The organism is Empedobacter sp. UBA5924 (genome assembly GCF_002431085.1).
Classification (GTDB): domain Bacteria; phylum Bacteroidota; class Bacteroidia; order Flavobacteriales; family Weeksellaceae; genus Empedobacter; species Empedobacter falsenii_B.
This window is the reverse complement of sequence record NZ_DJDM01000033.1, coordinates 42,747-65,393: the sequence shown is the minus strand read 5'-3', so window position 1 is coordinate 65,393 and position 22,647 is coordinate 42,747. Positions and strand designations below refer to the sequence as shown.

Below are 22,647 nucleotides of genomic sequence, written 5' to 3'. Positions count from 1 at the left end.
ACAGTTTTTTGGATATTGCCTTTATTTACAACGAATTACGACTTTCTATTCCCAAAGTATTGTAAATAACCTTTAAATGATATTTCACGGTATTCTCAGAAATATAGAGTTCAGTTGCAATTTCTTTATTTGTAAATCCTTTCTTCACTAATTCGATGATATCCAGTTGTCTTTCCGAAAGATTATAATCACTTAAAATGATTTTCTTTTCAACTTGATTTGCGTTATTCGAATGATTAATCAAATCAGAAAGTTTATTTCTCATCCGTTCATTTTCATTTTCAACAAGTTTTCTTTTTTCGATGTTTATCTTGTAGAATTTATAAAGAACAATTAATAATATGATTAGAATTGTAGAAATAATAACTAGAAATAATCGGATATTTTTTTGATTTCGAACTTCTAAATCATTTCGTTTATTAATAATTTCTCGTTCTAAATTTTGTAATTTTCCACTTTGATTAATTGCATCATAATCAGTTGCAAGATCATTTACAATTAATCTTGTTTTGTATGCTTTTTCCCAATCTTCATTCTGCGCATAATACTAAGTAAGAGATTCATACATATTCAAAATATAAAGTTTTATACTATAATGTTTTGCATAATACAAACCTTTGTTAAAAGCTTCTAAAGCCTTCTTATTGTCCTTTGTTTCTGTATATAAGTGTAAAAGCTTTCTATAAATATTAGGTAAATGTTTGGGAGATTTTTGCTTCAAAATTTCTATACCTTCCAAATAATCTTTTTCTGCCTGAATATAATTTTTATTTAAACTATTCATTGTGCCTAAAACAGAAATATAAAAGCCATAAGTTTCTGCATCCAAATATTTTAAATTAGATTTATTTACTTTTTGAAGCAATTCCTTAACCTTATCATATTTTAAATAATCAAATTGGATGAAGATTCGTTCAATTAAAACTCTTGTCTCAACTTCGACTTTATATTTCGAACTCTTTAAACCATATTTTTCAGCAACGTTTAAATTTTCTTCTGCTTCTGGATAATTTAATAATGTTTTATACGTAAGATATTTTAACAAATACAAATTATATAAATCGTAATTCGTTACGTTTTTAGAATGTATAATACTATCCAATTTGATAATTGATTTATCAAATGAACCAATTTCATTATAAGATGAAATTTTTTTCTTTAGAATTTCGGAATTTATAGTGTTTCCTGTCCCTACCTGGGTAAAAAATAGAGTAAAGAATATAAAAAGTGTTTTGTTATTCATTTTTATTATATAACTGATATTTAGTAAAGTAATTCAACTACCTGTAGGTAGTAATCGTTAAACTACCTCATAACTACTCCTGCAAAAATAGGAATTTAAGTACTGAATCCTAAAATTTGCAAAGAATTTATTTAGCACATAAATCTGGTGTTAATAGCTAATTATTTATTAAAAATGAAGATTATTTTATCTACTTTATTACTACTGTTGTGTAGTTTAGGTTTCTCTCAAAATTTGGATTACAAAAATTTAAAACAATTTATTGGAAATCGTGTAAATGAGTTAGAGGATTTTTATAAGGTTTCTTCTACATCTATTGAAGATAATTTTGGAAACCAAAAAGTAATGTACAATTCAGTAAAAATTGAACCATATACGTTGAATATTGAGGTTGAAACTGAAGGGAAAAATATAAAGCGTATTGTGGTCAAAAATTCTGAAAATAGAACAAGTTTCTTTAAAAATATTGCAGAAGAAATAGAAAAAGAAGCTCCAATTAAGAAAAACTATAAGACGTATTATATCTCTTTAGTTAAGAACTCTACAAAAAAGAAAATTTATCAAGAATCAATTGATCAATTAATTGATTTATTGAAAAAACCGACCACCAATCTAAAAGAAAATTATGGTTTACTGGAATCTAGTCCTCTAAAAACCATAATTACAATCAACGAAACTGAAAGTATTTTAGAAATCAATTAAAATTAAGTCAATATTTAAAACAATTAACAATGAAAAACATTTTTATTTTAGGGTTAGGTCTTATGGCTTCGCTAGCATTTGGACAAGTAGATAAAATTTACAAACATTCTGGTGAGATTATCGAAGGTCAGATTAAGCGTGTGGGAGAATTTACAGTAGAATATACGTATGATGGAGAAGATGCTATACAGTCTTTGAGTAAATATTCTGTTAATAAAGTATTTTACGGGAAAAGCACTCGTATTGAGGATGTTTCTGATAAAATTGAAATTACTGACGATAAAGATTGGGGGAAAGTGATTATTTTGGAAGATAAATCTTTGGTTGCAGGTTTGAAAAAAGGAGATGATTTAAAATCTAAAACAGGTATGATTAACTTCAGAACTGGAAATGGAAAAGATGAGCGTGCAGAAAAAGTTTTAAAACAACAAGCTGCAGAAGTTAGATGTCCATTTATTCTACTATTATCTGATAAAATGACAGGTAAATCGGCAAAGAAAACAGGAAGTTGCTACAAGTACCAGTAATAGGATTACTAAGAACTTTTAACTATATAATGTACTATTAATTATTTGACAAATAAGTCGTGGTAACTCGCGGCTTATTTTCTTTTAAAAAATGAACAAAGAAATAGTGTATTCACGAAAACGCAAACGAACTACAAATTTTGGTTCAAAAAAAATAAATTACTTAGATATTTTGATTGTTGTTTCAATTATTATTGTCACAATCTCAGTTATAATCAACTATTTGAATTAATTTTTTAGAAATACTCGCTACTACTTCACTTTATCTTTGATCCACTTCGCAACGGGTTTCTCAAAATATTCAAACGTTAATGCACTTAAAATTAAAGCAATTACGAAATAAATTCCAATTTTCTGAAAATCATTGATTTTCGGTAAATATTGATTTCCATATTTTATCACAATCATATGAATCATATAAAATGCAAAACTAATTTCACCTAAATAAACCAATGTTTTATGTTGAAGAATTCTCGAAAAGAAACCTTTTTGTAAAGCAAAAATTAGGACAATTCCAACCATCGGAATCCAATAATAAATTCCGTAACGAAAAGCTCTCGCAACATCATTGTGGAAGTAGAAAAAGATTGCCAAAACAGCAATTGCAGCGATTTCTATTAAAGTTCCTCTCGAAAAATTGATAGGCGTATCTTTTATCTTTTTATAGATTTGACAGGTAATAATTCCTAAAATAAAATCGAAACTGCGAACAATTGGATTGATGTAAAAAATCGCTTTTTCCAATTTCATATTTGTTCTGAAATAAGGTTCTGCAAAAATAATAATCGGAATAATTAGTAATAAAATATATTTCAGTTTCGGGAATTTATGCAACCAAATCACATAAAAAGGAAACATCAAATAGAAAAATAATTCGGTCGAAATACTCCAGGAAACGTTATTAATAGAGAAATAAAAATCTTTTACCGGAATATAAGATTGCAATAAAAATAAGTTCGCACCTGCAATATCCCAATGAAAATAACCTTGCCAAACATTGATGATAACAAATGGTAACATGACACAAAAGGTTAGGACATGAAGTGGATAAATTCGAGCAATTCGCGCGATATAAAACTTCTTTTTATCAAAATTTGGATTGTCGATGACTTTCTTTTCGTAATTAAGCGCTATAACAAATCCGCTTAAAATAAAGAAAAAACCAACACCAAGATAACCTTCGAAAAAGACGTTATTTTTTAGATAATTATACCAAGCTAAATCAGTTTTTACAAACGTTAAATGGCTTAAGAAAACGACAAAAGCAAAGAAAAAACGTAAAGAAGTTAAGCTATTTAGCATTAGTCAATAATTTTAATTTCCATTTGATAATATTCGTCAAACATGCGAATAAATTCTTCCAATTTACTTTCTCTTACTGAAATTGTAAACATACATTTATCAGAAAAATGTTTGTCTTTAATTTCTCCAGAAATCCGATAGACATTGCGTTCTACAATTCCTTGTTGATCATAGTTAAAAACCATTTTCACACGTTTTGAAACAAATTTTTCTACAATATTTGCTTCTTCTAACACAACTTGTGCCGCATATTTATAGGCTTTTACCAAACCAGGAATTCCTAATTTTGTTCCACCAAAATAACGTACAGAAACAATTAAAACATTGGTGATTTCGCTTGATAAAATTTGATTATAAATTGGTAAACCAGCCGAACCATTTGGCTCACCGTCATCATTTGCACGATGATTTTTACCATCTATACCAAGAGCGTACGCGTAACAATGATGATTTGCATCGGGATGAATTTCGCGTAATTGATCCAAATAAATTTTGATGTCATCTTCATTTTCAATTGGATAAGCAAAATTAATAAACTTACTACCCAATTCTTTGAAAATTACATCTTCCACCGCTTTCTCGATTGTACGATAATTGTCCGTCATGTTGTATTGAAAAGTAGCGCAAAGATAGTTTAAATAGTACTTTTAAAGAAAAAAGGTTTTATATTTATGAATGATGAAAAAATTTAATATAAATGAAAGCTTATTTATTTTTATTCATACTAATGTGTTCGAGTATTCTTTTTGCCAGAGTATTTCAAAGAAGGAATTTAAAAGGATCATTAATAATTCAATGATAGATTATAATTATAGAATTATTACAGATAATCAAGATAGTATGTTTTACAAAACTGAAAATCTGAAGATTTATAATAGTTCAATTGGAAAATCTAAATTTCAATTTCGTCGTACAATAGAATTTAGATTTTTGAAAAATAATAAAGTAAATTTAATTGATTGCCAAAATTGTAATGAACCATCATTTTGCTATGTAACAAAAAAACAAAATATTTTTAATTATAAAATTGATAATGTTGGTGGGAAATTAATATTTAAGCTACAAAATAAATTTTATAAAATGAGTTTTCTTGTTGAATCAATAAATAACATAGAATTTGAGAAGAATAAATTTTCTGAAATAATTATTAAACGAAAATTTTAATAAATTCAAATAAATCATAAATAAAAAAAGAACCTTAAAATCTAAGGCTCTTCAATTTCTATTCTATTTTCGAAAATATTTAATTCATCATTCAGAAAACGATGTTTTTCAGTTCGTGTTCCTTTGAGTCGAGGAGCTAAAATTCCTTCATTCCAAATAGTATCCGAGCTCAAAATTCGTGCTTCATCCCACAAATCAGCATCAATAAAATGTCGTATGGTATCACTTCCACCTTCAATAATTAAGGATTGAACATTGTTTTCGTATAAATAATCCATCACTTGTGGCAATATTTTTTGCGTAAAATCTAATTGAACAAGTTCTAAATTTTCTTCAGAACAATTTTCAATCGAATTGAAAATTACAGTAGGTTGTGTTTGATCAAACAAATGGAAACTTCTCGGAATCGCTAAGTTTTTGTCAATCGCAATTCTCAACGGATTATTTCCTTTCCATAATCGTGTGTTAAGTTGTGGATTATCAATCAAAGCGGTGTTTTTTCCAACCAAAATAGCTTGTTCTTCCGTTCGCCATTTATGTACTAACTGTTTTGTATATTGGTTTGTAATCCACAATTGTACATCATCACGCCCCATGTATCCGTCTTCTGTTTGCGCCCATTTTAAGATAATATATGGACGTTTTTTCTGATGAAATGTTATAAAACGCTTATTGAGTTTGATACATTCTTTTTCCAAAACACCAAGCGTTACATCAACACCATTTTTCAACAAACGTAAATAACCTTGCCCATTTACTTTCGCAAAAGGATCTAAAGTTCCAATTATGACTTTTGGAATTTCTTTTTCTATAATCAAATCCGCACAAGGAGGCGTTTTTCCGTGATGCGAACAAGGCTCTAACGTAACATATAACGTAGATTCTTTTAATAATTCTTGATTTTTAACCGAATTAATAGCGTTCACTTCGGCGTGCGGTCCGCCATATTCTGACGTAAAACCTTCGCCTATAATTTTGTTGTTATGTACAATAATAGAACCAACAAACGGATTAGGATATGTTGTTCCTAACCCGTTTGTTGCAATTTGTATACAACGAGCCATATATTGCTCATCGATAGATTGTTGTGTCATGCCTAAAAATTATGCATTAAAATCAATATTGAATAATGTTTTCAGTTTGATTTCTGCTTCAATTAATTTTTTACGTTTATCGTCAATTTGTTTGTAAACGTCTTTTAATAAAGGATTATTCTCATTTGCATTCGAAAAGAAATGTACATTATTATCCAATTGATTGATTTCTTTTTCTAAATCCTCAATTATTTTACGTGTTTTTCTAATCTCGTCATCCAATAAATTTCCATTATTTCCAGATTTTACTTTATTGACAAATGATTTCAACTTATAATCGTTCAATTCATTTTTAGAAAGATTTAAAGCATCTAATTTTTTGTGGTAAACATCTGTAAATTCTTGATTGATTGAAGTTTTTTCTGATGGAACTTTTCCTAAACTTGTCCAATTATGTTGGATTTCTTCTAGTTGTTTCAACGCCTCTTCTTTGTTTTCAGAAATCGTTTGATTTTTGAAATCGTCTAAGAAAGCTTGTTTCTTTTCTAAATTTTGTTCCATTTTTTGATTCGCTTGTTCGTGACGTTTTTTGTAACGATCAAAGAATTGATTACATGTATCTTTGAATTCTTTCCAGATTTTGTCTGAATTTTTTCTTGGAACATGTCCAATTTTTTTCCAATCATTTTGGATTTTTTTAATCACTTGTACAGAAGCATTCCAATCCGTGCTTTCCGTATGTTGTTTTGCAATTTCTAACAAAGCCAATTTCTTTTCAAGATTCAGTTGTTGCTCTGATTTTAGATTTTTATAGAAATCATTTTTGATGTGATTAAATTGTCTTGTCACTTCTTTGAAAGCTTCCCAAGTTGCAGAATTTTTATCTTTCGGAACACGTCCAATTGTGATAAAGTTCTCACGCAAAGAGTTTATTTCAGAAATAGCTTTTTGCCAATCGCCATGCGATTTTGTTGTTGCTTGCTCAGAAATTTCTTTGATACGAGCGATAATTTGATTCTTCTTTTCTAAATTATCTTTTTGCTCTTGTTTTATTTTTTCATTCAATTCCCCTTTACGGTCATGAATTTTATTTGTTAATTCTTTGAATTTTTGCCACGTTGGTTCGCGCAAATCTTCTTGTACAGGGACGGCTTCTTCTTTCCATAAACGATGCAAATATTGCAATTCATTCAAAGCTTTTTGCACGTTTTGCTCTCCAATTAATTCTTCTGCACGTTTAATAATCGATTGACGAACTTCCAGATTATGTGCATAATCCAATGTTTGCAATTCCTTATTCATATCCAAATATGTGTAGAAATTATCTAAGTGGAAAAAATAATTTTTGAATACATTTTCAGCATTTTTGCTCGGAATTCTTCCTGCATTGTGCCAACGAGTTTTTAACTCACGAAATTTCTTGAACATTGCCGCCGAAGAATCACTTGGTTCTTGATACAAGGCTTTCAATTCGTCAATAATTTCTAAACGTTCCTTTAAATTATCAGATTCCTTTTTTTCGTTTTCTTTATGAAAAACTGCTAATTGATTTTTAAAATCGTTGTAAACAGCGTTAAATTTTGCTCTAAAAGATGTTTCGTATTTAAAATCTAATTCATCACCACCTTCACTTAAGAAAGCTTCTTTTTTTGCAGCTTCATCTTCTTCTAATTTAGTTTTGAATGCATCACGAATTTGATTAAAATGCTCGCGAATCTCTTGAACATCATATTTGCTTAATAGATTTTTTGCTTCGTTAATCAAAACATCAAAACTAAATTTTTCGTAATCTTTGAACGAAATATCGCTTATTTTTTCTTGGTTCGTTAACTCTACCGTTTTGTAAGATTCCGTGTTAGAGTCGTTTGTATTTGCAGGTTTAGGTAATTGTTCTCCGTCTGCATTTTGCAGGTTATCCATTTCAGTATTCATAAGAAATTAAGTTTTGTTTCTCAAATCTAATAAAATTTGAGGACAATATCAAGTCTATTTTGTACGATTATTCCAAATTTCCCAAGCTTTTTCGGCTTGTAGAACCAACATTTCGTGACCATTTTTTATTTTGGCTCCATTTTGTTGACCATTTTCTAAAAATTTTGTCAATGGTGGATTGTAAATCAAGTCGTACAATAAATGATTTTCGTTGATAAATTGGTAGGGTAGAAGTGGAGCGATTTCAGTATTTGGAAAAGTACCAGCTGGCGAACAATTCACAATAATTTGATGATTATGAATGATTTCTTTATTTAATTCATCATATGAATAATGATTTTCAGTTTTTGTTCTTGAAACTATTTTATATTCAATTTTCAATAAATCAAGAATATAAAAAACCGCTTTTGCAGCACCTCCATTTCCTAACACCAATGCTTTTTTATGATGAGGTTCTAAAATAGGTTCTATCGAATGATGAAAACCATAACAATCTGTATTATGCCCGATTCGTTTTCCATCTTGTATCAAAACTGTATTAACCGCACCAATTGCTTTAGCTTCTGGTGATAATTCGTCCAAAAATGGAATGATTTCTTGTTTGTAAGGAATTGTAACATTAAAGCCCACTAAACCTTCGGTTTCGAATACTTTTTCTACTTCATCGATTTGCTGTAAATCAAAAACATTGTAGACAGCGTCTACAATGTTTTCGTTTTTAAATTTTTCAGCAAAATAAGATTTAGAAAATGAATAGGAAATATTTCTTCCGATTAATCCAAATTGTCTCATTCTTCTGTTTTATTTTTATTGAATTGAGCTTTCACAATTCGGATAATCAACGGCATATTCGCCAATAATATAATTCCGAAAATGAATTTCTCTAAATTATTTTTTACAATGTCAAACTGACCTAATGTGTGTCCCAAAAGAGAAATAACACCAACCCAAAGTACCGCGCCTATAAAACTATAGGTAATAAATGTGCGATAATTAAGGTTTGTAATACCGCAAATAAATGGAATTATTGTACGAACAACAGGCATAAAACGAGCGATAATAATTGCTTTTTTACCATTTTCGTTAAAAAATTCTGTTGCTTTTTCGATATGTTTCTTTTTAAGAAACCACGAGTCTTTTCGTCCTAAAATCCAGCCACCAAATTTTCGTCCAACATAATAATTTACGTTATCACCAAGAATTGCTGCAACCATCAGTAATGGAATAATATATTCGATATGCAAATGGTTTTGATCATCGCTTGCTGCAATCATTCCAATCGAAAAGATTAGTGCATCTCCAGGTAAAAAAGGCATTAAAAATGACATGATAATTAAGCCTGTTTCAGCAAAAATTATCAAGAATAAAATAGCATATATCCAATAACCGTAATTATTGATAATGTCCATTAATACCTTGTCTGGGCGTTGAACAAAATTAGTGATAAACTCAATAATAGATTGCATTTTTTATTTTTTAAGCTCTAATTATATCAGCTCCAATAGCACGTAAACGTACATCGATATCTTCATAACCACGGTCAATTTGATCGATATTATGAATAACAGTTTTTCCTTTTGCAGAAAGGGCAGCTATCAATAAAGACATACCAGCACGAATATCTGGAGAAGTTAATTCGGCTCCTTTTAAAGGAGTTTCGTGATTAAGACCAATAACAGTTGCGCGATGTGGATCACATAAAATAATTTGCGCTCCCATATCAATTAATTTATCCACGAAGAATAAACGAGACTCGAACATTTTTTGGTGGATCAAAACGCTTCCTTTTGCTTGAGTGGCAATTACCAAGATAATTGATAATAAATCTGGTGTAAATCCTGGCCAAGGCGCATCAGAAATTGTTAAGATAGAACCGTCAATAAAACGCTCGATTTCGTAATGTTCTTGTGCTGGAATATAGATGTCGTCATCACGACGCTCTAATTTGATTCCTAATTTTTTGAACACATCTGGAATAACACCTAAATTTTCCCACGAAACATTTTTGATTGTTAATTCAGATTTTGTCATGGCAGCTAAACCAATCCATGATCCAATTTCGATCATATCTGGTAAACATGTATGTTCAGTTCCGCCTAACTTCTCAACTCCTTCAATCGTTAAAAGATTCGAAGATATTCCAGAAATTTTAGCACCCATTCGGTTCAACATTTTACACAATTGTTGAATGTAAGGCTCACATGCAGCGTTGTAAATAGTTGTTGTTCCTTTTGCTAAAACTGCAGCCATAATAATATTTGCAGTTCCTGTTACAGAAGCTTCTTCCAATAACATATAAGAACCTTGCAATCCGTTTTCGTCTACTTCTACACCGTAGAAATCTTCGTCTGGATTGAAGCGATATTTTGCTCCTAACGCAAAGAAACCTTCGAAGTGCGTATCTAAACGACGACGCCCAATTTTATCTCCTCCTGGTTTTGGCATAAAAGCTTCTCCGAAACGAGCTAAAAGTGGTCCCATTAACATGATTGATCCACGTAATGCAGCACCATCTTTACGAAATTGTTTTCCTTTTAAATAATCTAATCGTAATTCGTCGGCTTGGAAAGTAAAATCTCCTTTTCCATTTTTTTGTGTTTTTACGCCTAAATCACCCAAAATTTCAATCAAACGATTGACATCTCGGATGTCTGGAATATTTTTAACACGAACTTGTTCATTGGTTAATAAAACCGCACATAAAATTTGTAGTACTTCATTTTTAGCACCTTGCGGAGTAATTTCTCCTTTCAAAGGTTTCCCTCCCTTTATTTGAAATGTAGCCATTTAGTTGTATTAAATAGTTTTGATTTAACCTTTATTGTTTCGAACGTTTTGGTTTCGATTGTTGTTATTTTGATTATTTCGGTTATTGTTGTTTTGACGATTATTCGAATTTTGGTTATTATTTCGATTGTTGTTATTTTGATGATTACGATTATTGTTTTGGTAACTTCTATTGTTTTGATTGTTGTTTGAATGATTATTATTCGAATTTAAACGATCAGGAGAAACCAAATGATCATCAACTTTTCTCAAATCAATTTTACCATCAGATAATTCGTACAAATGATTAAAAATAACTTGATCATCAACAGTATCTTTATTCCAAAGTAAATAACATTTTTTCATGTGATTGGCAATCGCAAAGTACAAACCTTCGCGTTTTTCGCCTTCTTCCCACGTTACAGCAACATCAATCATTTTACGAATATTGTTTCCGTAATATCTGTATTTATAGATGCTTTTTGGATATTCTACTTTATTTGGTTTACTATTTACCGTATCTTTTTTTGTCGGAATTGGATAAGGAGATTTTACATCCAAATCAAATTCTGCCATGATAAAAAGTTGATCCCAAAGTTTATGTTGAAAATCTGGTACATCGCGCAAGTGAGGATTTAATTCTCCCATTACTTCAATTATAATTTCGGCAAATCCGTTGCGTTCTGTTTCGTCTGTTATTGTTTTACAATGATTTACCATTTCTTGAATATGACGACCATATTCTGGAATAATCAATTGCGAACGAAGTGTATTATATTCCATTAAATTTTCTAATGTATTGGTTACAAATTTACAAAATTCTATCCGATTATTTGGGTAGAAAAGGTGTATTGATTGCTAATTTTTTATTAAATTTTATTCCTCAAAAAAACGGTTATAGTCGGAAGAAGATAAACCGTAAAACAAGATTTTGTCTATTCAATTCAAAATAGTTGAAAATCTTTATCACCAAGGAAAATTAAGTTAAAACCTTTTGGTTGTCAACAAATATAGTATTTTCTTTTAATAATTTAGAATTTTTGGTTTTTGTTTGAATGATTTAAATGAATATATTTTTAATTTAAACTTTATCCTCAAATTACACGCATTCAACGTATCTTTAGGGCAATTAAACAATAAATTATGAAAATAAAGTCGATAATAGCACTTTTTTTTCTCGCTACCACTTTTACTTTTGCTCAAACAAAACAGATTTTAATTGAAAATGTTAGAATTTTAGATCATCAAACTCAAGCATTAACATCGCCGATGAATGTTTTGGTTTCTGGGCAAAAAATTGAAAAAATTAGTTCTGCAAAAATTTCTTCACCTAATCAAGACGTTGTAAAAATTAATGGAGGAGGAAAAACGTTGATGCCAGGTTTGATAGATGTTCATGTACACATGGTATTTGGTTCATTGACGATGGCGCAAATGATGTCGCCAGATATGTCCGAAGAAATGTTAATGAATAAGGTTGGCGAAGCTTCCCACAAAATGTTGATGCGTGGTTTTACGAGTGTTCGTGATGCTGGTGGGCCAATTTTTCCCTTGAAATTAGCCATCGATAAAGGTAAAGTTGCAGGGCCTAGAATTTGGCCTTCGGGTGCAACGATTAGTCAAACAGCTGGTCACGGAGATTTTAGAACTCCTGATGAACGTTCGCGTCGTTTTTTTGGTAAAGCATCTCGTGCAGAGGAATTAGGAGCTACTTTTATTGCTGATGGAAGAGATGAAGTTTTGACTGCAACAAGAGAGAATTTACGTTTTGGTGCGAGTCAAATCAAATTAATGGCAGGTGGAGGAACGTCTTCTGCTTATGATCCGATTGATGTTACACAATATACTTTTGACGAAATGAAAGCTGCAGTTGATGCTGCTGAAGATTGGGGAACGTATGTAATGGTACATGCCTATACGCCGAGAGCTGTGCAACGTGCTGTGGAAGCAGGAGTGAAGTCAATTGAGCATGGTCAAATGTTAGATGAAGAAACATTAAAAATTCTTGCCAAAAAAGGAGTTTGGTTAAGCCTTCAAAATTTGATGGATAATAATGAAAACATGGACGAGCAGCGAAAAGAAAAACGTAAACCAGTTTTGGATGGTCAAGATAAAGTTTGGCCTTTAGCAAAAAAACTTGGTGTGAAGCTTGCATGGGGAACGGATTTCTTGTTTGAACCTGAGTTGAATGATGATCAAAATAGTTACATATTACGTCTTCAAAAATGGTTTACAAATGCCGAAATTTTAAAGATGGTTACGCAAGATAATGGAGAATTGTTGCAATTATCTGGTTTAAGAAGTCCATATCCAGGGAAATTAGGCGTTGTTGAAGAACAAGCTTTAGCCGATTTGATTTTGGTTGATGGAAATCCGTTGAAAGATTTATCATTAATTGCTAATCCTGATAAAAATTTTTTAGTGATTATTAAAGATGGACAGATCTATAAGAATACAATTAAAACTAAAAAGTAAAATTATCGTACATCATAAAAAAAACGAGGTTAATTTTTATTTTACCTCGTTTTTTTAGTTGTAAAAATTAGAAATTTTAGATCTTATTTATTAGCTTGAAATTTGTTGAAAAAGTCAATGGTTTATTTATAAAAAATATTGATTTTGAATGAGTAAAACTGTAAATTAATAATTAAATCTTAATAAAAATGTCAATACTAGAAAATATTTATTATAGAGTAATTCTTCCAGAAGATGAGATTAAAGCAACACTGATAATTGTCCATGGTATGCAAGAACATAGTGGGCGATATGAGAATTTTGCAAAGTATTTGACGGACAAAGGAATTCTAGTTTTGTTATATGATCATTTAGGACATGGAAAAACAGCGAAAATAGAAGAAGATTATAGTTTTTTTAGTTTAGATAGTCCAACAGAAAAACTGATTGAAAATACTAAAATTATGGTAAAATGGTTAGAAGATCAATATCCTTTATTACCACATTTTATTTTGGGGCATTCAATGGGATCGTTTATAACACGTTGCCTACTTCAAGAATATGGAAATCATTTTGATGGTGCTATAATTATGGGAACAGGAGGTAGAATTCCTGGAATTAAATTATTGAGTAGTTTTTTAAGTCTTCTAAATAAATTGATTCCTCATAAAAGAAGTAAATTACTTAATATTATTTTTTTAAAATCAAATAATAAATATTTTAAAAATGAAGAAAATTTTTATGAAACTAATTGGCTTAGTTTAGATGAGTTAAATCGTTTAAATTTTCTGAAAGATCCTCTTTGTGGAATACCTTTTACTGTTAATGGTTTTTATACTTTGATTAATTTAAATATACAAGCAACAAAAAAGAATTGGACAAAAGCTATACCGCAATCTTTACCTATTTATTTTGTGAGTGGAGCAGATGATCCAATTGGTGATTTTGGTAAAGGAGTTTTGCAATCGTATAAAGATTTAGAGCAAAATGGTTTTGAAAAAGTTTCAATAAAATTATATCCAAACTTGAGACATGAAATATTGAATGAATCTATTAAAGAGCAAGTTTATCAAGATATTGTAGATTGGTTAACGGTTTTGATAAATCATAAAAAAATAGAGCAAAAAGACGTTTAATAAATCTTTTTGCTCTAAAAAAAACTATTCTCCTAAAAGAACACCAGAAACATTCCAATAACTGAAACTATTTCCTTCAGGTTTTCCTTGCGGTATTTTTACTTGTATACTATGTTTTCCGGCTTTTAAATTGCCTAAATCTATGAAGTATGGATTTGTGATTGTTCCAGGACACCAATTAGAACGGCTATAATCTGATGATGATAAACCATTATCAAAATTACCAGAAGCAGGATTATAAGCGCGATACGAACCACAATCTTGTCTCCAAGGAACTATATTAAATACTTTTTGTCCATCAAGAAAAATACTATTTTCTTTTGGAACAAACTCATCTCCATTTTCCCAACCGCCATGTCCAGTTGTTGTAAATCTTAATTTAGCATTGTTGTAATCTTCTTTCAGCGTGAATTCTACCGTAAAACCATTCGGATTTTCGAATAAAGTAGGGTATTCTTGTCCAGCCATTTCCATCACATTTGCAGTGTTGAAAATTGGTAAAGCCTTTTTAATTGGCATTGTTGTAGAACCTGATGGATGAACAGAAATATTGGCAGAAATAATATGTCCGCCTTGATCATAATTTCCAATAAAGAAACCGATTAAAACCTCTTGATTAGATAATAAACCTTGGAATTCTGTGATTTCTTGACGATATTTTGCTTCGGTTTCCCAAGTTTGATTTTTTAATTGAATATGATTGAATTTTTTGATTCCAAAAGGTGTGAAAAATCGCATTAATTCTATCGTTGGTGAATAATTTTCAGTTAAAAAATAACCTTGATATTTTTTATTATTTGCTGATGTATAAATTGGTAATTGATTGATTCCTTTTTGTAAACCATCCATAAATGTAATTTTAGAATCACGTGGAATCAAAAATACAGAACCTGTTCTATCGTAAGCATCACCATTTGATTGTTGCGAAACATTTAAGAAAACTTGGCTTCCTACTTTAATTTGAGGAATTTTAATTTTTCGAATTACAACAGTTCCATTTGCAAAGCGATAAATTGAATCATTTGACGAAAAATCTTTACTAAAATTAACTTGTTGATGTGATAAAAGCGGAATATCGACAAATTTACTTTTCCAAATAATATCTTTATATGTCAATAAATCAACTCGATTTTGATGCAATTCTTTTTGAATAAATTGACTTGGAATCAAATCTTTTTCACGTTCTATTTTTGAAGCTCGAATAGTTGAATTATTATTTCGAGTAAATTCTAAGACAAAACCTAAATTCATTCCAATCATTGTTGGAGAAGCATTCAACTCCATATTGTCAACAAACCAAACGTCTATTGTATTCGAATTGATATTTGTCGTCGCTTTTTTACAACGTAAACCTAAAATTCGTTTTGTATCTTTAGAAATCGTGAAAACAGATTTATTAAACGAGACAGAATCATTTGTAATAATAGAATTAGTCGGGTCAAATTGCGTAATCATTGAGATGATTGATGGATTTGTTTTGGAATAATAAAACATTTCATCAGGATAATTTGTCGAAAAATTAAAGCTTTGTTGCTTTCCAATAATTGTTTCTTTTGTATTCGCAATAACTTGTATGGGGTTATTTTCTTCGACTTTCTTTCCGTTCGAAAAGCGTTCATACGTAATTTTGTAGGTTTCCTGTGCATCAAGAACAATAGCCTGAATACAAAAAATTATAAGTAGAATTGATTTCAATTTCATGTGTGATAAATAAAAAAGGTTTACAAACGAATTGTAAACCTATAAAAATATCTGATTGTATGAAAAAATATCTTATACAAAAGCATTAATACCTGTCACATCTGCTCCAGTAATCAATAAATGGACATCATGCGTTCCTTCGTATGTAATTACAGATTCAAGATTTGCAGCATGTCGCATCATAGGGAAATCGCCTACAATTCCCATTGCTCCAATAATTTGACGAGATTCTCTCGCAATATCAATAGCTATTTTTACATTGTTGCGTTTTGCCATAGAAATTTGTTCAGGAGTTGCTTTATTTTCGTTTTTCAACGTTCCTAATCGCCAACATAACAACTGAGCTTTCGTAATTTCTGTAATAAATTCAGCTAATTTTTTCTGCTGTAATTGATAAGAAGCAATCGGTTTTCCAAATTGTGTTCGTTCTAATGAATATTTCAAAGCTGATTCGTAACAATCAATTGCAGTACCAATTACACCCCAAGAAATTCCGTATCGAGCCGAATTTAAACAAGATAGTGGTCCCCGTAAACTACTCACTTCTGGTAAAATTTGAGATGCTTCAATTTTTACATTTTCGAAAACTAATTCACCTGTTTTTGAAGCTCTTAATGACCATTTATTCAAAGTTTCTGGTGTTGTAAAACCTTGCATTCCACGTTCTACAATAACACCACGAATTTTTCCTTCTTCATCTCTTGCCCAAACAACTGCAATATCACAAATTGGTGAATTTGTAATCCACATTTTTGCTCCATTTAAGATATAATGATCACCATTTTTAGTTAAACGAGTTTCCATTCCGCCTGGATTTGAACCATGATTTGGTTCAGTTAATCCAAAACTTCCAACGAATTCTCCTGAAGCTAATTTTGGTAAATATTTGCGTTTTTGTTCTTCTGATCCAAAAGAAAAAATTGGATACATCACTAACGAAGATTGTACTGATGCAGCAGAACGAACAGCCGAATCGCCGCGTTCTAATTCTTGCATGATTAATCCGTACGACATTTGATCCAAGCCTGCACCTCCATATTCTTCAGGAATATAAGGTCCTAAAGCACCAATTGCACCTAATTTTTTCATTAAATCTGGAATATCTTTATGATGTTGCGCGGCATCATCTATCACAGGTTTTATTTCGTTATCCACAAAATCTCGAACAGATTGACGAATTAATTTATGTTCTTCGGTTAATAAATCATCAATCTTAAAATAATCTGTAGTTGAATTCATTTTATGCGGTTTTATTTTATTAAATATAACGATTATTCATTAAATTAAAAATTATTCTGAATAATATTTATTAAAAATTTTAATTTATGAAACTTTTGACTAATTTAGGTAAAAGTTAAAAACACAAAATAACACAAAAAAATGATAGAAAACGAATTAAAAGAATTAGGTATTTCTTCCGAAAATCTTGGAACATCAACAGGAAATACTTGGTTTGGAAAAGGTGAAGAGCTTTCTTCTTACTCGCCAGTAGATGGAAAATTGATTGGAAAAGTAAAATCATCAACAAAAGATGATTATGAAGAAGTGATAAAAGAGGCACAAGTTGCTTTCAAAGAATGGCGAATGGTTCCTGCTCCGAAACGTGGAGAAATTGTGCGTCAATTTGGAGATAAACTTCGTGAGAAAAAAGCTTCCTTGGGAAAATTGGTTTCGTACGAAATGGGAAAATCCTATCAAGAAGGTTTGGGTGAAGTGCAAGAAATGATTGACATCTGTGATTTTGCAGTTGGATTATCGCGTCAATTATATGGTTCGACAATTCATTCGGAAAGACCTTTGCATCGCATGTACGATCAATATCATCCGCTTGGAGTTGTCGGCGTTATTTCTGCCTTCAACTTTCCAGTTGCTGTTTGGTCTTGGAATACGTGTTTAGCGATGGTTTGCGGTGATGTTGTTGTTTGGAAACCAAGTGAAAAAACGCCTTTATGTGCAGTTGCATGTCAGCATATTTTAGCAGAAGTTTTAAAAGCAAATAATATTTCAGAAGGAGTTTCTTCTTTGGTGATGGGCGATAAAACAATTGGAGAATTGATTGCACAAGATTCCCGTGTGGCTTTGGTTTCTGCAACAGGTTCTACGCGAATGGGAATTGAAGTGAATAAAGTTGTTGCAGCTCGTTTGGGTAAAACAATTTTAGAATTAGGTGGAAATAATGCGATTATTGTTACACCAGATGCTGATCTAAAAATTATGTTGACTTCGGCTGTTTTTGGTGCAGTTGGTACGGCTGGACAGCGTTGTACAACAACAAGGCGTTTGATTGTTCATGAATCGATTTATGATAAAGTAAAAGAATCGTTAGTAAATGCTTACAAACAGATAAAAATAGGTAATCCGTTGGATATAGCAAATCATGTTGGACCGTTGATTGATAAACATGCGGTTGAAATGTATTCAAAAGCATTAGAAAAAATTAATGAAGAAGGAGGAAAGATTATCGTTGAAGGAGGAATTTTAGAAGGAAATGGTTTTGAAAGCGGTTGCTATGTAAAGCCTGTTATTGCTGAGGTTGAGAATCATTTTGATATTGTTCAACATGAAACTTTTGCTCCAATTTTATATTTAATCAAATATTTTGGAGATGTGTTAAATGCAATTGAAATTCAGAATAATGTGGCACAAGGTTTATCGTCTTCTATTATGACAAATAATCTTCGTGAAGCTGAATTATTCTTGAGTCAGCAAGGCTCTGATTGTGGAATTGCAAATGTAAATATCGGAACTTCTGGAGCTGAAATTGGCGGCGCTTTCGGTGGAGAAAAGGAAACTGGAGGTGGGCGTGAGTCAGGTTCGGATGCTTGGAAAGCGTATATGCGACGACAAACGAATACAATTAATTATTCGACAGAAGTGCCATTGGCGCAAGGAATTAAGTTTGATTTTTAAAAATTTACAGAGATGAGTACAGTACACGAAAGATTAGCAAAACATATATTGGCAGATGGATATCCGATTGTAATGGATATGGATAAGTCGCATGGATCCTATGTTGTAGACGAAAATGGCATTGAATATTTGGATTTATTTTCAATGTTTGCTTCGACTGCGATTGGTTATAATCATCCACATTTGATGGCGAAAATAGATTTTTTAGGTCGAAATGCAGTCAATAAACCTGCGATGTCAGACATTTATACAAAAGATTACGCCGATTTAATTGATACATTTGAGCGTGTAGCGATGCCGAAAGAATTGCAATATTTATTTTTTATTTCTGGTGGAACATTGGCAGTAGAAAATGCATTGAAAACGGCTTTTGATTGGAAAACAAGATTAAACTTTTCGAGAGGAATTGAGAAAGAAGCAAGTGATGTTATTCATTTTAAACAAGCTTTTCATGGGCGTTCTGGTTATACATTATCGCTAACGAATACGAAAGATCCTCGTAAATACGAATATTTTCCAAAGTTTGATTGGCCAAGAATTGAAAATCCAAAACGAATTTATCCTGTTACAGAAGATAATTTATGCAAGGTTGTTGAGGCTGAAAAACGTGCGATTGAACAAATTGAAAATGCTTTAGAAACACGCAAAAATAAAGTTGCTTGTATTATTATTGAGCCGATTCAAGGTGAAGGAGGAGATAATTATTTTCGAAAAGAATTCTTTCAGAAATTGAGAGAAATTTGTGATAGAGAAGAGATTTTATTGATTTTTGATGAGGTACAAACAGGAATGGGAATGACTGGTAAAATGTGGGCTTTTCAGCATTATGATGTGATTCCTGATGTGATTTCGTTTGGAAAGAAAACACAAGTTTGTGGAATTTTAGCGAATAAAGAAAAGTTAGATCAAATTCCGAATAATGTTTTCAAGGAATCAAGCCGTATTAATTCGACTTTTGGTGGAAATTATATCGATATGTTGCGTTTCAAATTAATTTTAGAAGTGATTGAACAAGAAAAATTAGTTGAAAATGCGGAAGAGAAAGGAAAATATATTTTATCAAAATTGAATGAAATCGCAAAAGAAACGAAGAAAATTCATTCGATTCGTGGATTAGGATTGTTCATTGCGTTTGATTTTTCATCAGATTTGGATCGTTCAGAATTCATCAAAACATGTTTCGAAAATCATATGATTATTCTTCCTTGTGGTGAAAACTCGGTGCGAATGCGTCCTCATCTCAATATTTCCGAAGAAGATACCAATAAAGCAATAGAAATTATTAAATTAGCATTAAAATAAACAGCAAAAGCAACCAAACAAAGGTTGCTTTTTTAATTTTGTAAAAGATAAAACTAAAGTATGATAGATTCTTTTTTCTTCGATTTTGACGGAACATTACAAGGTTTTGAAAACCATGAAATCAGTGATTCGACAATCGAAGCGTTGAAATTATTGAAACAAAAAAACAAAAAAATATACATCGCAACAGGACGAAATATGGTGGATATGCCTGAGCATATTTTTGATTATGGTTTTGATGGTTACATCAATAATAATGGAGGAATGTGCTCCGACGAAAACCGTCAATCATTTTTTGTAGATTACATCAACCCTAATGATATAGAGGCTTTGTTACAATATGATGATGAAAATCCTTTCTCATTTTCGTATATGACGAAAGAAGCGTTTAGTATCAATCGTGTGAATGAGAATGTAGAAAAATCGTTTGCTTATTTTGGAATGGAACTTCCAGAAGTGGTTGATCCTCGAACTTTGCCGAAAGATAATATTATGCAAATGAATTTTTTTGTGAACGAAGAACAAGAAGATTATTTGATGAAAAATGTGTTGACAAACAGTGTAGGAACACGTTGGATAGAATATTTTGCTGATATAAATCCGAAAAATATTAGTAAAATGCGTGGAATAGAGCGAATGGCTGAACGCGATAATTTAGATTTAACTAAAACAATGGCTTTTGGTGATGGTGGTAACGATATTAGTATGTTGAAAGGTTGTAAAATAGGCGTAGCAATGGGCGATGCGAAAGAGAATGTTCGTGAAGCGGCTGATTATTATACAACTTCTGCAGATAATCACGGAATATGGAATGCACTGAAACATTTTGAGGTAATTTAGAAACTTATTTTAATTTTTAGAAAAAAAATCCAGCCTAAGTTGGATTTTTTTTCTTTTCACAATGTTGTGTTAATTACGCATTCTATTGTTGTAGAATTAAAAAATAAAAATTATTTTAGAGTATTAATTAAAAACTACAATATAATGAAACAATTATTACTAGCTGGATTTTTACTTTTTTCGAATTTTGGTTTTGGGCAAGAAAAGCTTATTGTCGATTATAAATATGATATAAAGCATGATGAAGAAAAAATAAAGGAGTTTGAAAGAGAGCAAGCACAAAAAGGAGGAGGTACAATAAAAATTGGAGGGTCTCCAAATATTTATTATCAATTAGAATATAGTGATCATCAGTCCGTTTACAAAAAAATAGAAACCATTAATAATGATCAAAATGGTAGCTCTATGGGGGCTTTTTCAATTAATATTGGAGGAGAATATAAAGCTTTGATTAATGAAACAAGTAAGAAAGAGTTTCGTCAAGAAGTCGTTTTAGATAAACAGAATTTTATTGTGGTTACGCCATATAAAGACTATGAATGGAAAATTACAGATATTGAAGATACGATTTTGGGTCACAAAGTAAAAAAAGCTATTGGTAATGATAAAGGCAAGCAAATAGCAGCTTGGTTTGCACCAGATATTAAGGTTGATGCAGGACCAAATCAAGTGAATGGATTGCCAGGTTTGATTCTGAAAACGGTGAGCGAAACGGGTGGTAAATTTGGTTCGATTATGACTTATGAAGCGGATAAAATTACCTTAAATCCTAAGAAAATGTCTAAAACTAAACCTATGAAAGGTGAAGAAATAACACAAGAAGATTTTAAAAAATTGCAAGATGAATCTCGTCAAAAAATGAGAGAATCTTTTTCAATAGGAGTGGATAAAAAATAATTTTGAATGAAATATTTAGTAATTTTTATAAGCCTTTTTTCTATTGTGTTACAAGCACAAGATGCATTAGAAATTGAATACGAGGAGGTTTCTATTCCTCGTCTTTTTGGGAAGGATGGAAAGGAAGAAAAATTGGGTGATGATTTTATAAAAGCACTTTCTGTTCCAAAAAATTATGTACTACAAATAGAAAAAGGAAAAAGTGTTTTTTCTAAGATTGAGAAAATTAATAATTCTCAAGGGAATGCGTTAGTTACGATGTATGGTATTTTTTCGTATAATTTTGAACAAGATTTCAATCAAAATAAAATGAAACAAGAATGGATGATAGAGAATAAAAAATACCTTGTAACTGATACCATTTCGACACATTATAAATACGAATTAACGCAAGAAAAATCGACTTATTTGGGTTTTGATGTTAAACAAGCAGTTGTAAAATATAATGACAATAATAAATCAATCATTTGGTACGCACCAAGTTTACCCAAACGTTTTGGTCCAAAAGAATTTATTAATCTTCCAGGTCTGGTATTAAAAATAGAATCTATTCGAAATGGAATTATTGATCCATCTTATTCTTTGAAAGCAACTTCTGTTACAACAAAAGATCATTTAGAATTTAAGAAATTATTCAAGGCTAAGGAAATTTCTAAAGCCGAATTTGAAAAGCTGAAAGCTGATTATAACCAACAAAGTTCGAATGAACACCAAGGTGTAGATAAAGATTAACCTAA

At 30.7% G+C, this 22,647-nt stretch carries 22 protein-coding genes; 10 read left to right on the top strand and 12 right to left on the bottom strand.

The window, feature by feature from the left end:
• Positions 1–25 precede the first annotated feature (25 nt).
• Both B3792_RS09375 and B3792_RS09370 read right to left on the bottom strand, forming a co-directional pair.
• A complete protein-coding gene (locus B3792_RS09375) occupies positions 26–265 on the bottom strand; it encodes a helix-turn-helix transcriptional regulator (protein WP_219035088.1) in 240 nt (79 codons plus the stop codon).
• Positions 266–547: 282 nt separating this feature from the next.
• Positions 548–1,243, bottom strand: coding sequence for a hypothetical protein (locus B3792_RS09370; protein WP_291048991.1), 696 nt, complete (start codon positions 1,241–1,243; stop codon positions 548–550).
• 174 nt (positions 1,244–1,417) lie between these two features.
• On the opposite strand from B3792_RS09370, the gene B3792_RS09365 reads away from it, so the two are divergent.
• Together B3792_RS09365 and B3792_RS09360 are read left to right on the top strand one after the other, a co-directional pair.
• Positions 1,418–1,945 carry a hypothetical protein gene (locus B3792_RS09365; RefSeq protein WP_147280012.1) on the top strand — a complete coding sequence of 176 codons (528 nt, stop codon included), beginning with the start codon at positions 1,418–1,420 and terminating at the stop codon, positions 1,943–1,945.
• A gap of 29 nt (positions 1,946–1,974) precedes the next feature.
• A complete protein-coding gene (locus B3792_RS09360) occupies positions 1,975–2,472 on the top strand; it encodes a hypothetical protein (RefSeq protein ID WP_244957947.1) in 498 nt (165 codons plus the stop codon).
• 252 nt (positions 2,473–2,724) lie between these two features.
• Here the strand turns inward: B3792_RS09360 and B3792_RS09355 are convergent, their stop codons facing one another.
• Positions 2,725–3,774, bottom strand: a complete 1,050-nt coding sequence (locus tag B3792_RS09355; RefSeq protein ID WP_219034896.1) for an acyltransferase family protein — start codon at positions 3,772–3,774, stop codon at positions 2,725–2,727.
• Positions 3,774–4,379: an IMPACT family protein gene (locus B3792_RS09350; RefSeq protein WP_219034897.1), complete on the bottom strand. Its 606-nt coding sequence runs from the start codon at positions 4,377–4,379 to the stop codon at positions 3,774–3,776. The genes B3792_RS09355 and B3792_RS09350 overlap by 1 nt, the downstream gene beginning before the upstream one ends.
• 73 nt (positions 4,380–4,452) lie before the next feature.
• Here B3792_RS09350 and B3792_RS09345 point away from each other — a divergent pair, with 73 nt between their 5' ends.
• Positions 4,453–4,938 carry a hypothetical protein gene (locus B3792_RS09345; RefSeq protein ID WP_291052412.1) on the top strand — a complete coding sequence of 162 codons (486 nt, stop codon included), beginning with the start codon at positions 4,453–4,455 and terminating at the stop codon, positions 4,936–4,938.
• A gap of 41 nt (positions 4,939–4,979) precedes the next feature.
• Here the strand turns inward: B3792_RS09345 and ribD are convergent, their stop codons facing one another.
• From ribD to B3792_RS09315, 6 genes are read right to left on the bottom strand one after another with little or no spacing between them, the layout of a single operon-like run.
• Positions 4,980–6,032 carry a bifunctional diaminohydroxyphosphoribosylaminopyrimidine deaminase/5-amino-6-(5-phosphoribosylamino)uracil reductase RibD gene (gene ribD / locus B3792_RS09340; protein ID WP_219034899.1) on the bottom strand — a complete coding sequence of 351 codons (1,053 nt, stop codon included), beginning with the start codon at positions 6,030–6,032 and terminating at the stop codon, positions 4,980–4,982.
• A 9-nt stretch (positions 6,033–6,041) separates the two neighbouring features.
• Positions 6,042–7,904: a DUF349 domain-containing protein gene (locus B3792_RS09335; RefSeq protein WP_286495758.1), complete on the bottom strand. Its 1,863-nt coding sequence runs from the start codon at positions 7,902–7,904 to the stop codon at positions 6,042–6,044.
• Between the two features lie 54 nt (positions 7,905–7,958).
• Positions 7,959–8,696, bottom strand: coding sequence for a shikimate dehydrogenase family protein (locus B3792_RS09330; RefSeq protein ID WP_219034901.1), 738 nt, complete (start codon positions 8,694–8,696; stop codon positions 7,959–7,961).
• Positions 8,693–9,370 carry a VTT domain-containing protein gene (locus B3792_RS09325; RefSeq protein WP_291048985.1) on the bottom strand — a complete coding sequence of 226 codons (678 nt, stop codon included), beginning with the start codon at positions 9,368–9,370 and terminating at the stop codon, positions 8,693–8,695. The genes B3792_RS09330 and B3792_RS09325 overlap by 4 nt, the downstream gene beginning before the upstream one ends.
• A gap of 10 nt (positions 9,371–9,380) precedes the next feature.
• Complete coding sequence (murA, locus tag B3792_RS09320; RefSeq protein ID WP_115000020.1) at positions 9,381–10,691, bottom strand: UDP-N-acetylglucosamine 1-carboxyvinyltransferase; 1,311 nt, start codon at positions 10,689–10,691, stop codon at positions 9,381–9,383.
• A 24-nt stretch (positions 10,692–10,715) separates the two neighbouring features.
• Positions 10,716–11,453, bottom strand: coding sequence for a DUF4290 domain-containing protein (locus B3792_RS09315; protein ID WP_038336666.1), 738 nt, complete (start codon positions 11,451–11,453; stop codon positions 10,716–10,718).
• A gap of 360 nt (positions 11,454–11,813) precedes the next feature.
• Here B3792_RS09315 and B3792_RS09310 point away from each other — a divergent pair, with 360 nt between their 5' ends.
• Complete coding sequence (locus B3792_RS09310) at positions 11,814–13,145, top strand: metal-dependent hydrolase family protein (protein ID WP_125349824.1); 1,332 nt, start codon at positions 11,814–11,816, stop codon at positions 13,143–13,145.
• A 188-nt stretch (positions 13,146–13,333) separates the two neighbouring features.
• Positions 13,334–14,260 carry an alpha/beta hydrolase gene (locus B3792_RS09305; RefSeq protein ID WP_219034906.1) on the top strand — a complete coding sequence of 309 codons (927 nt, stop codon included), beginning with the start codon at positions 13,334–13,336 and terminating at the stop codon, positions 14,258–14,260.
• A 24-nt stretch (positions 14,261–14,284) separates the two neighbouring features.
• On the opposite strand, the gene B3792_RS09300 is transcribed toward B3792_RS09305, so the two are convergent.
• Positions 14,285–15,961 carry a PNGase F N-terminal domain-containing protein gene (locus B3792_RS09300; protein WP_291069454.1) on the bottom strand — a complete coding sequence of 559 codons (1,677 nt, stop codon included), beginning with the start codon at positions 15,959–15,961 and terminating at the stop codon, positions 14,285–14,287.
• Between the two features lie 72 nt (positions 15,962–16,033).
• A complete protein-coding gene (locus B3792_RS09295; RefSeq protein ID WP_291069451.1) occupies positions 16,034–17,200 on the bottom strand; it encodes an acyl-CoA dehydrogenase family protein in 1,167 nt (388 codons plus the stop codon).
• 141 nt (positions 17,201–17,341) lie between these two features.
• On the opposite strand from B3792_RS09295, the gene B3792_RS09290 reads away from it, so the two are divergent.
• The 5 genes from B3792_RS09290 to B3792_RS09270 all read left to right on the top strand — a co-directional run bounded on the left by B3792_RS09290 (position 17,342) and on the right by B3792_RS09270 (position 22,642).
• Positions 17,342–18,871 (top strand): aldehyde dehydrogenase family protein, encoded by a 1,530-nt coding sequence (locus B3792_RS09290; protein ID WP_115000947.1) that lies wholly within the window; start codon positions 17,342–17,344, stop codon positions 18,869–18,871.
• Positions 18,872–18,883: 12 nt separating this feature from the next.
• Positions 18,884–20,173: an L-lysine 6-transaminase gene (gene lat / locus B3792_RS09285; protein WP_291052399.1), complete on the top strand. Its 1,290-nt coding sequence runs from the start codon at positions 18,884–18,886 to the stop codon at positions 20,171–20,173.
• Between the two features lie 60 nt (positions 20,174–20,233).
• Positions 20,234–21,013 (top strand): HAD family hydrolase, encoded by a 780-nt coding sequence (locus B3792_RS09280; RefSeq protein ID WP_291048964.1) that lies wholly within the window; start codon positions 20,234–20,236, stop codon positions 21,011–21,013.
• Between the two features lie 144 nt (positions 21,014–21,157).
• Complete coding sequence (locus B3792_RS09275; RefSeq protein ID WP_291048962.1) at positions 21,158–21,910, top strand: GLPGLI family protein; 753 nt, start codon at positions 21,158–21,160, stop codon at positions 21,908–21,910.
• Positions 21,911–21,916: 6 nt separating this feature from the next.
• On the top strand, positions 21,917–22,642 hold the full coding sequence (locus tag B3792_RS09270; RefSeq protein WP_291048960.1) for a GLPGLI family protein: 726 nt from the start codon (positions 21,917–21,919) through the stop codon (positions 22,640–22,642).
• The last annotated feature ends 5 nt before the right edge of the window (positions 22,643–22,647 follow it).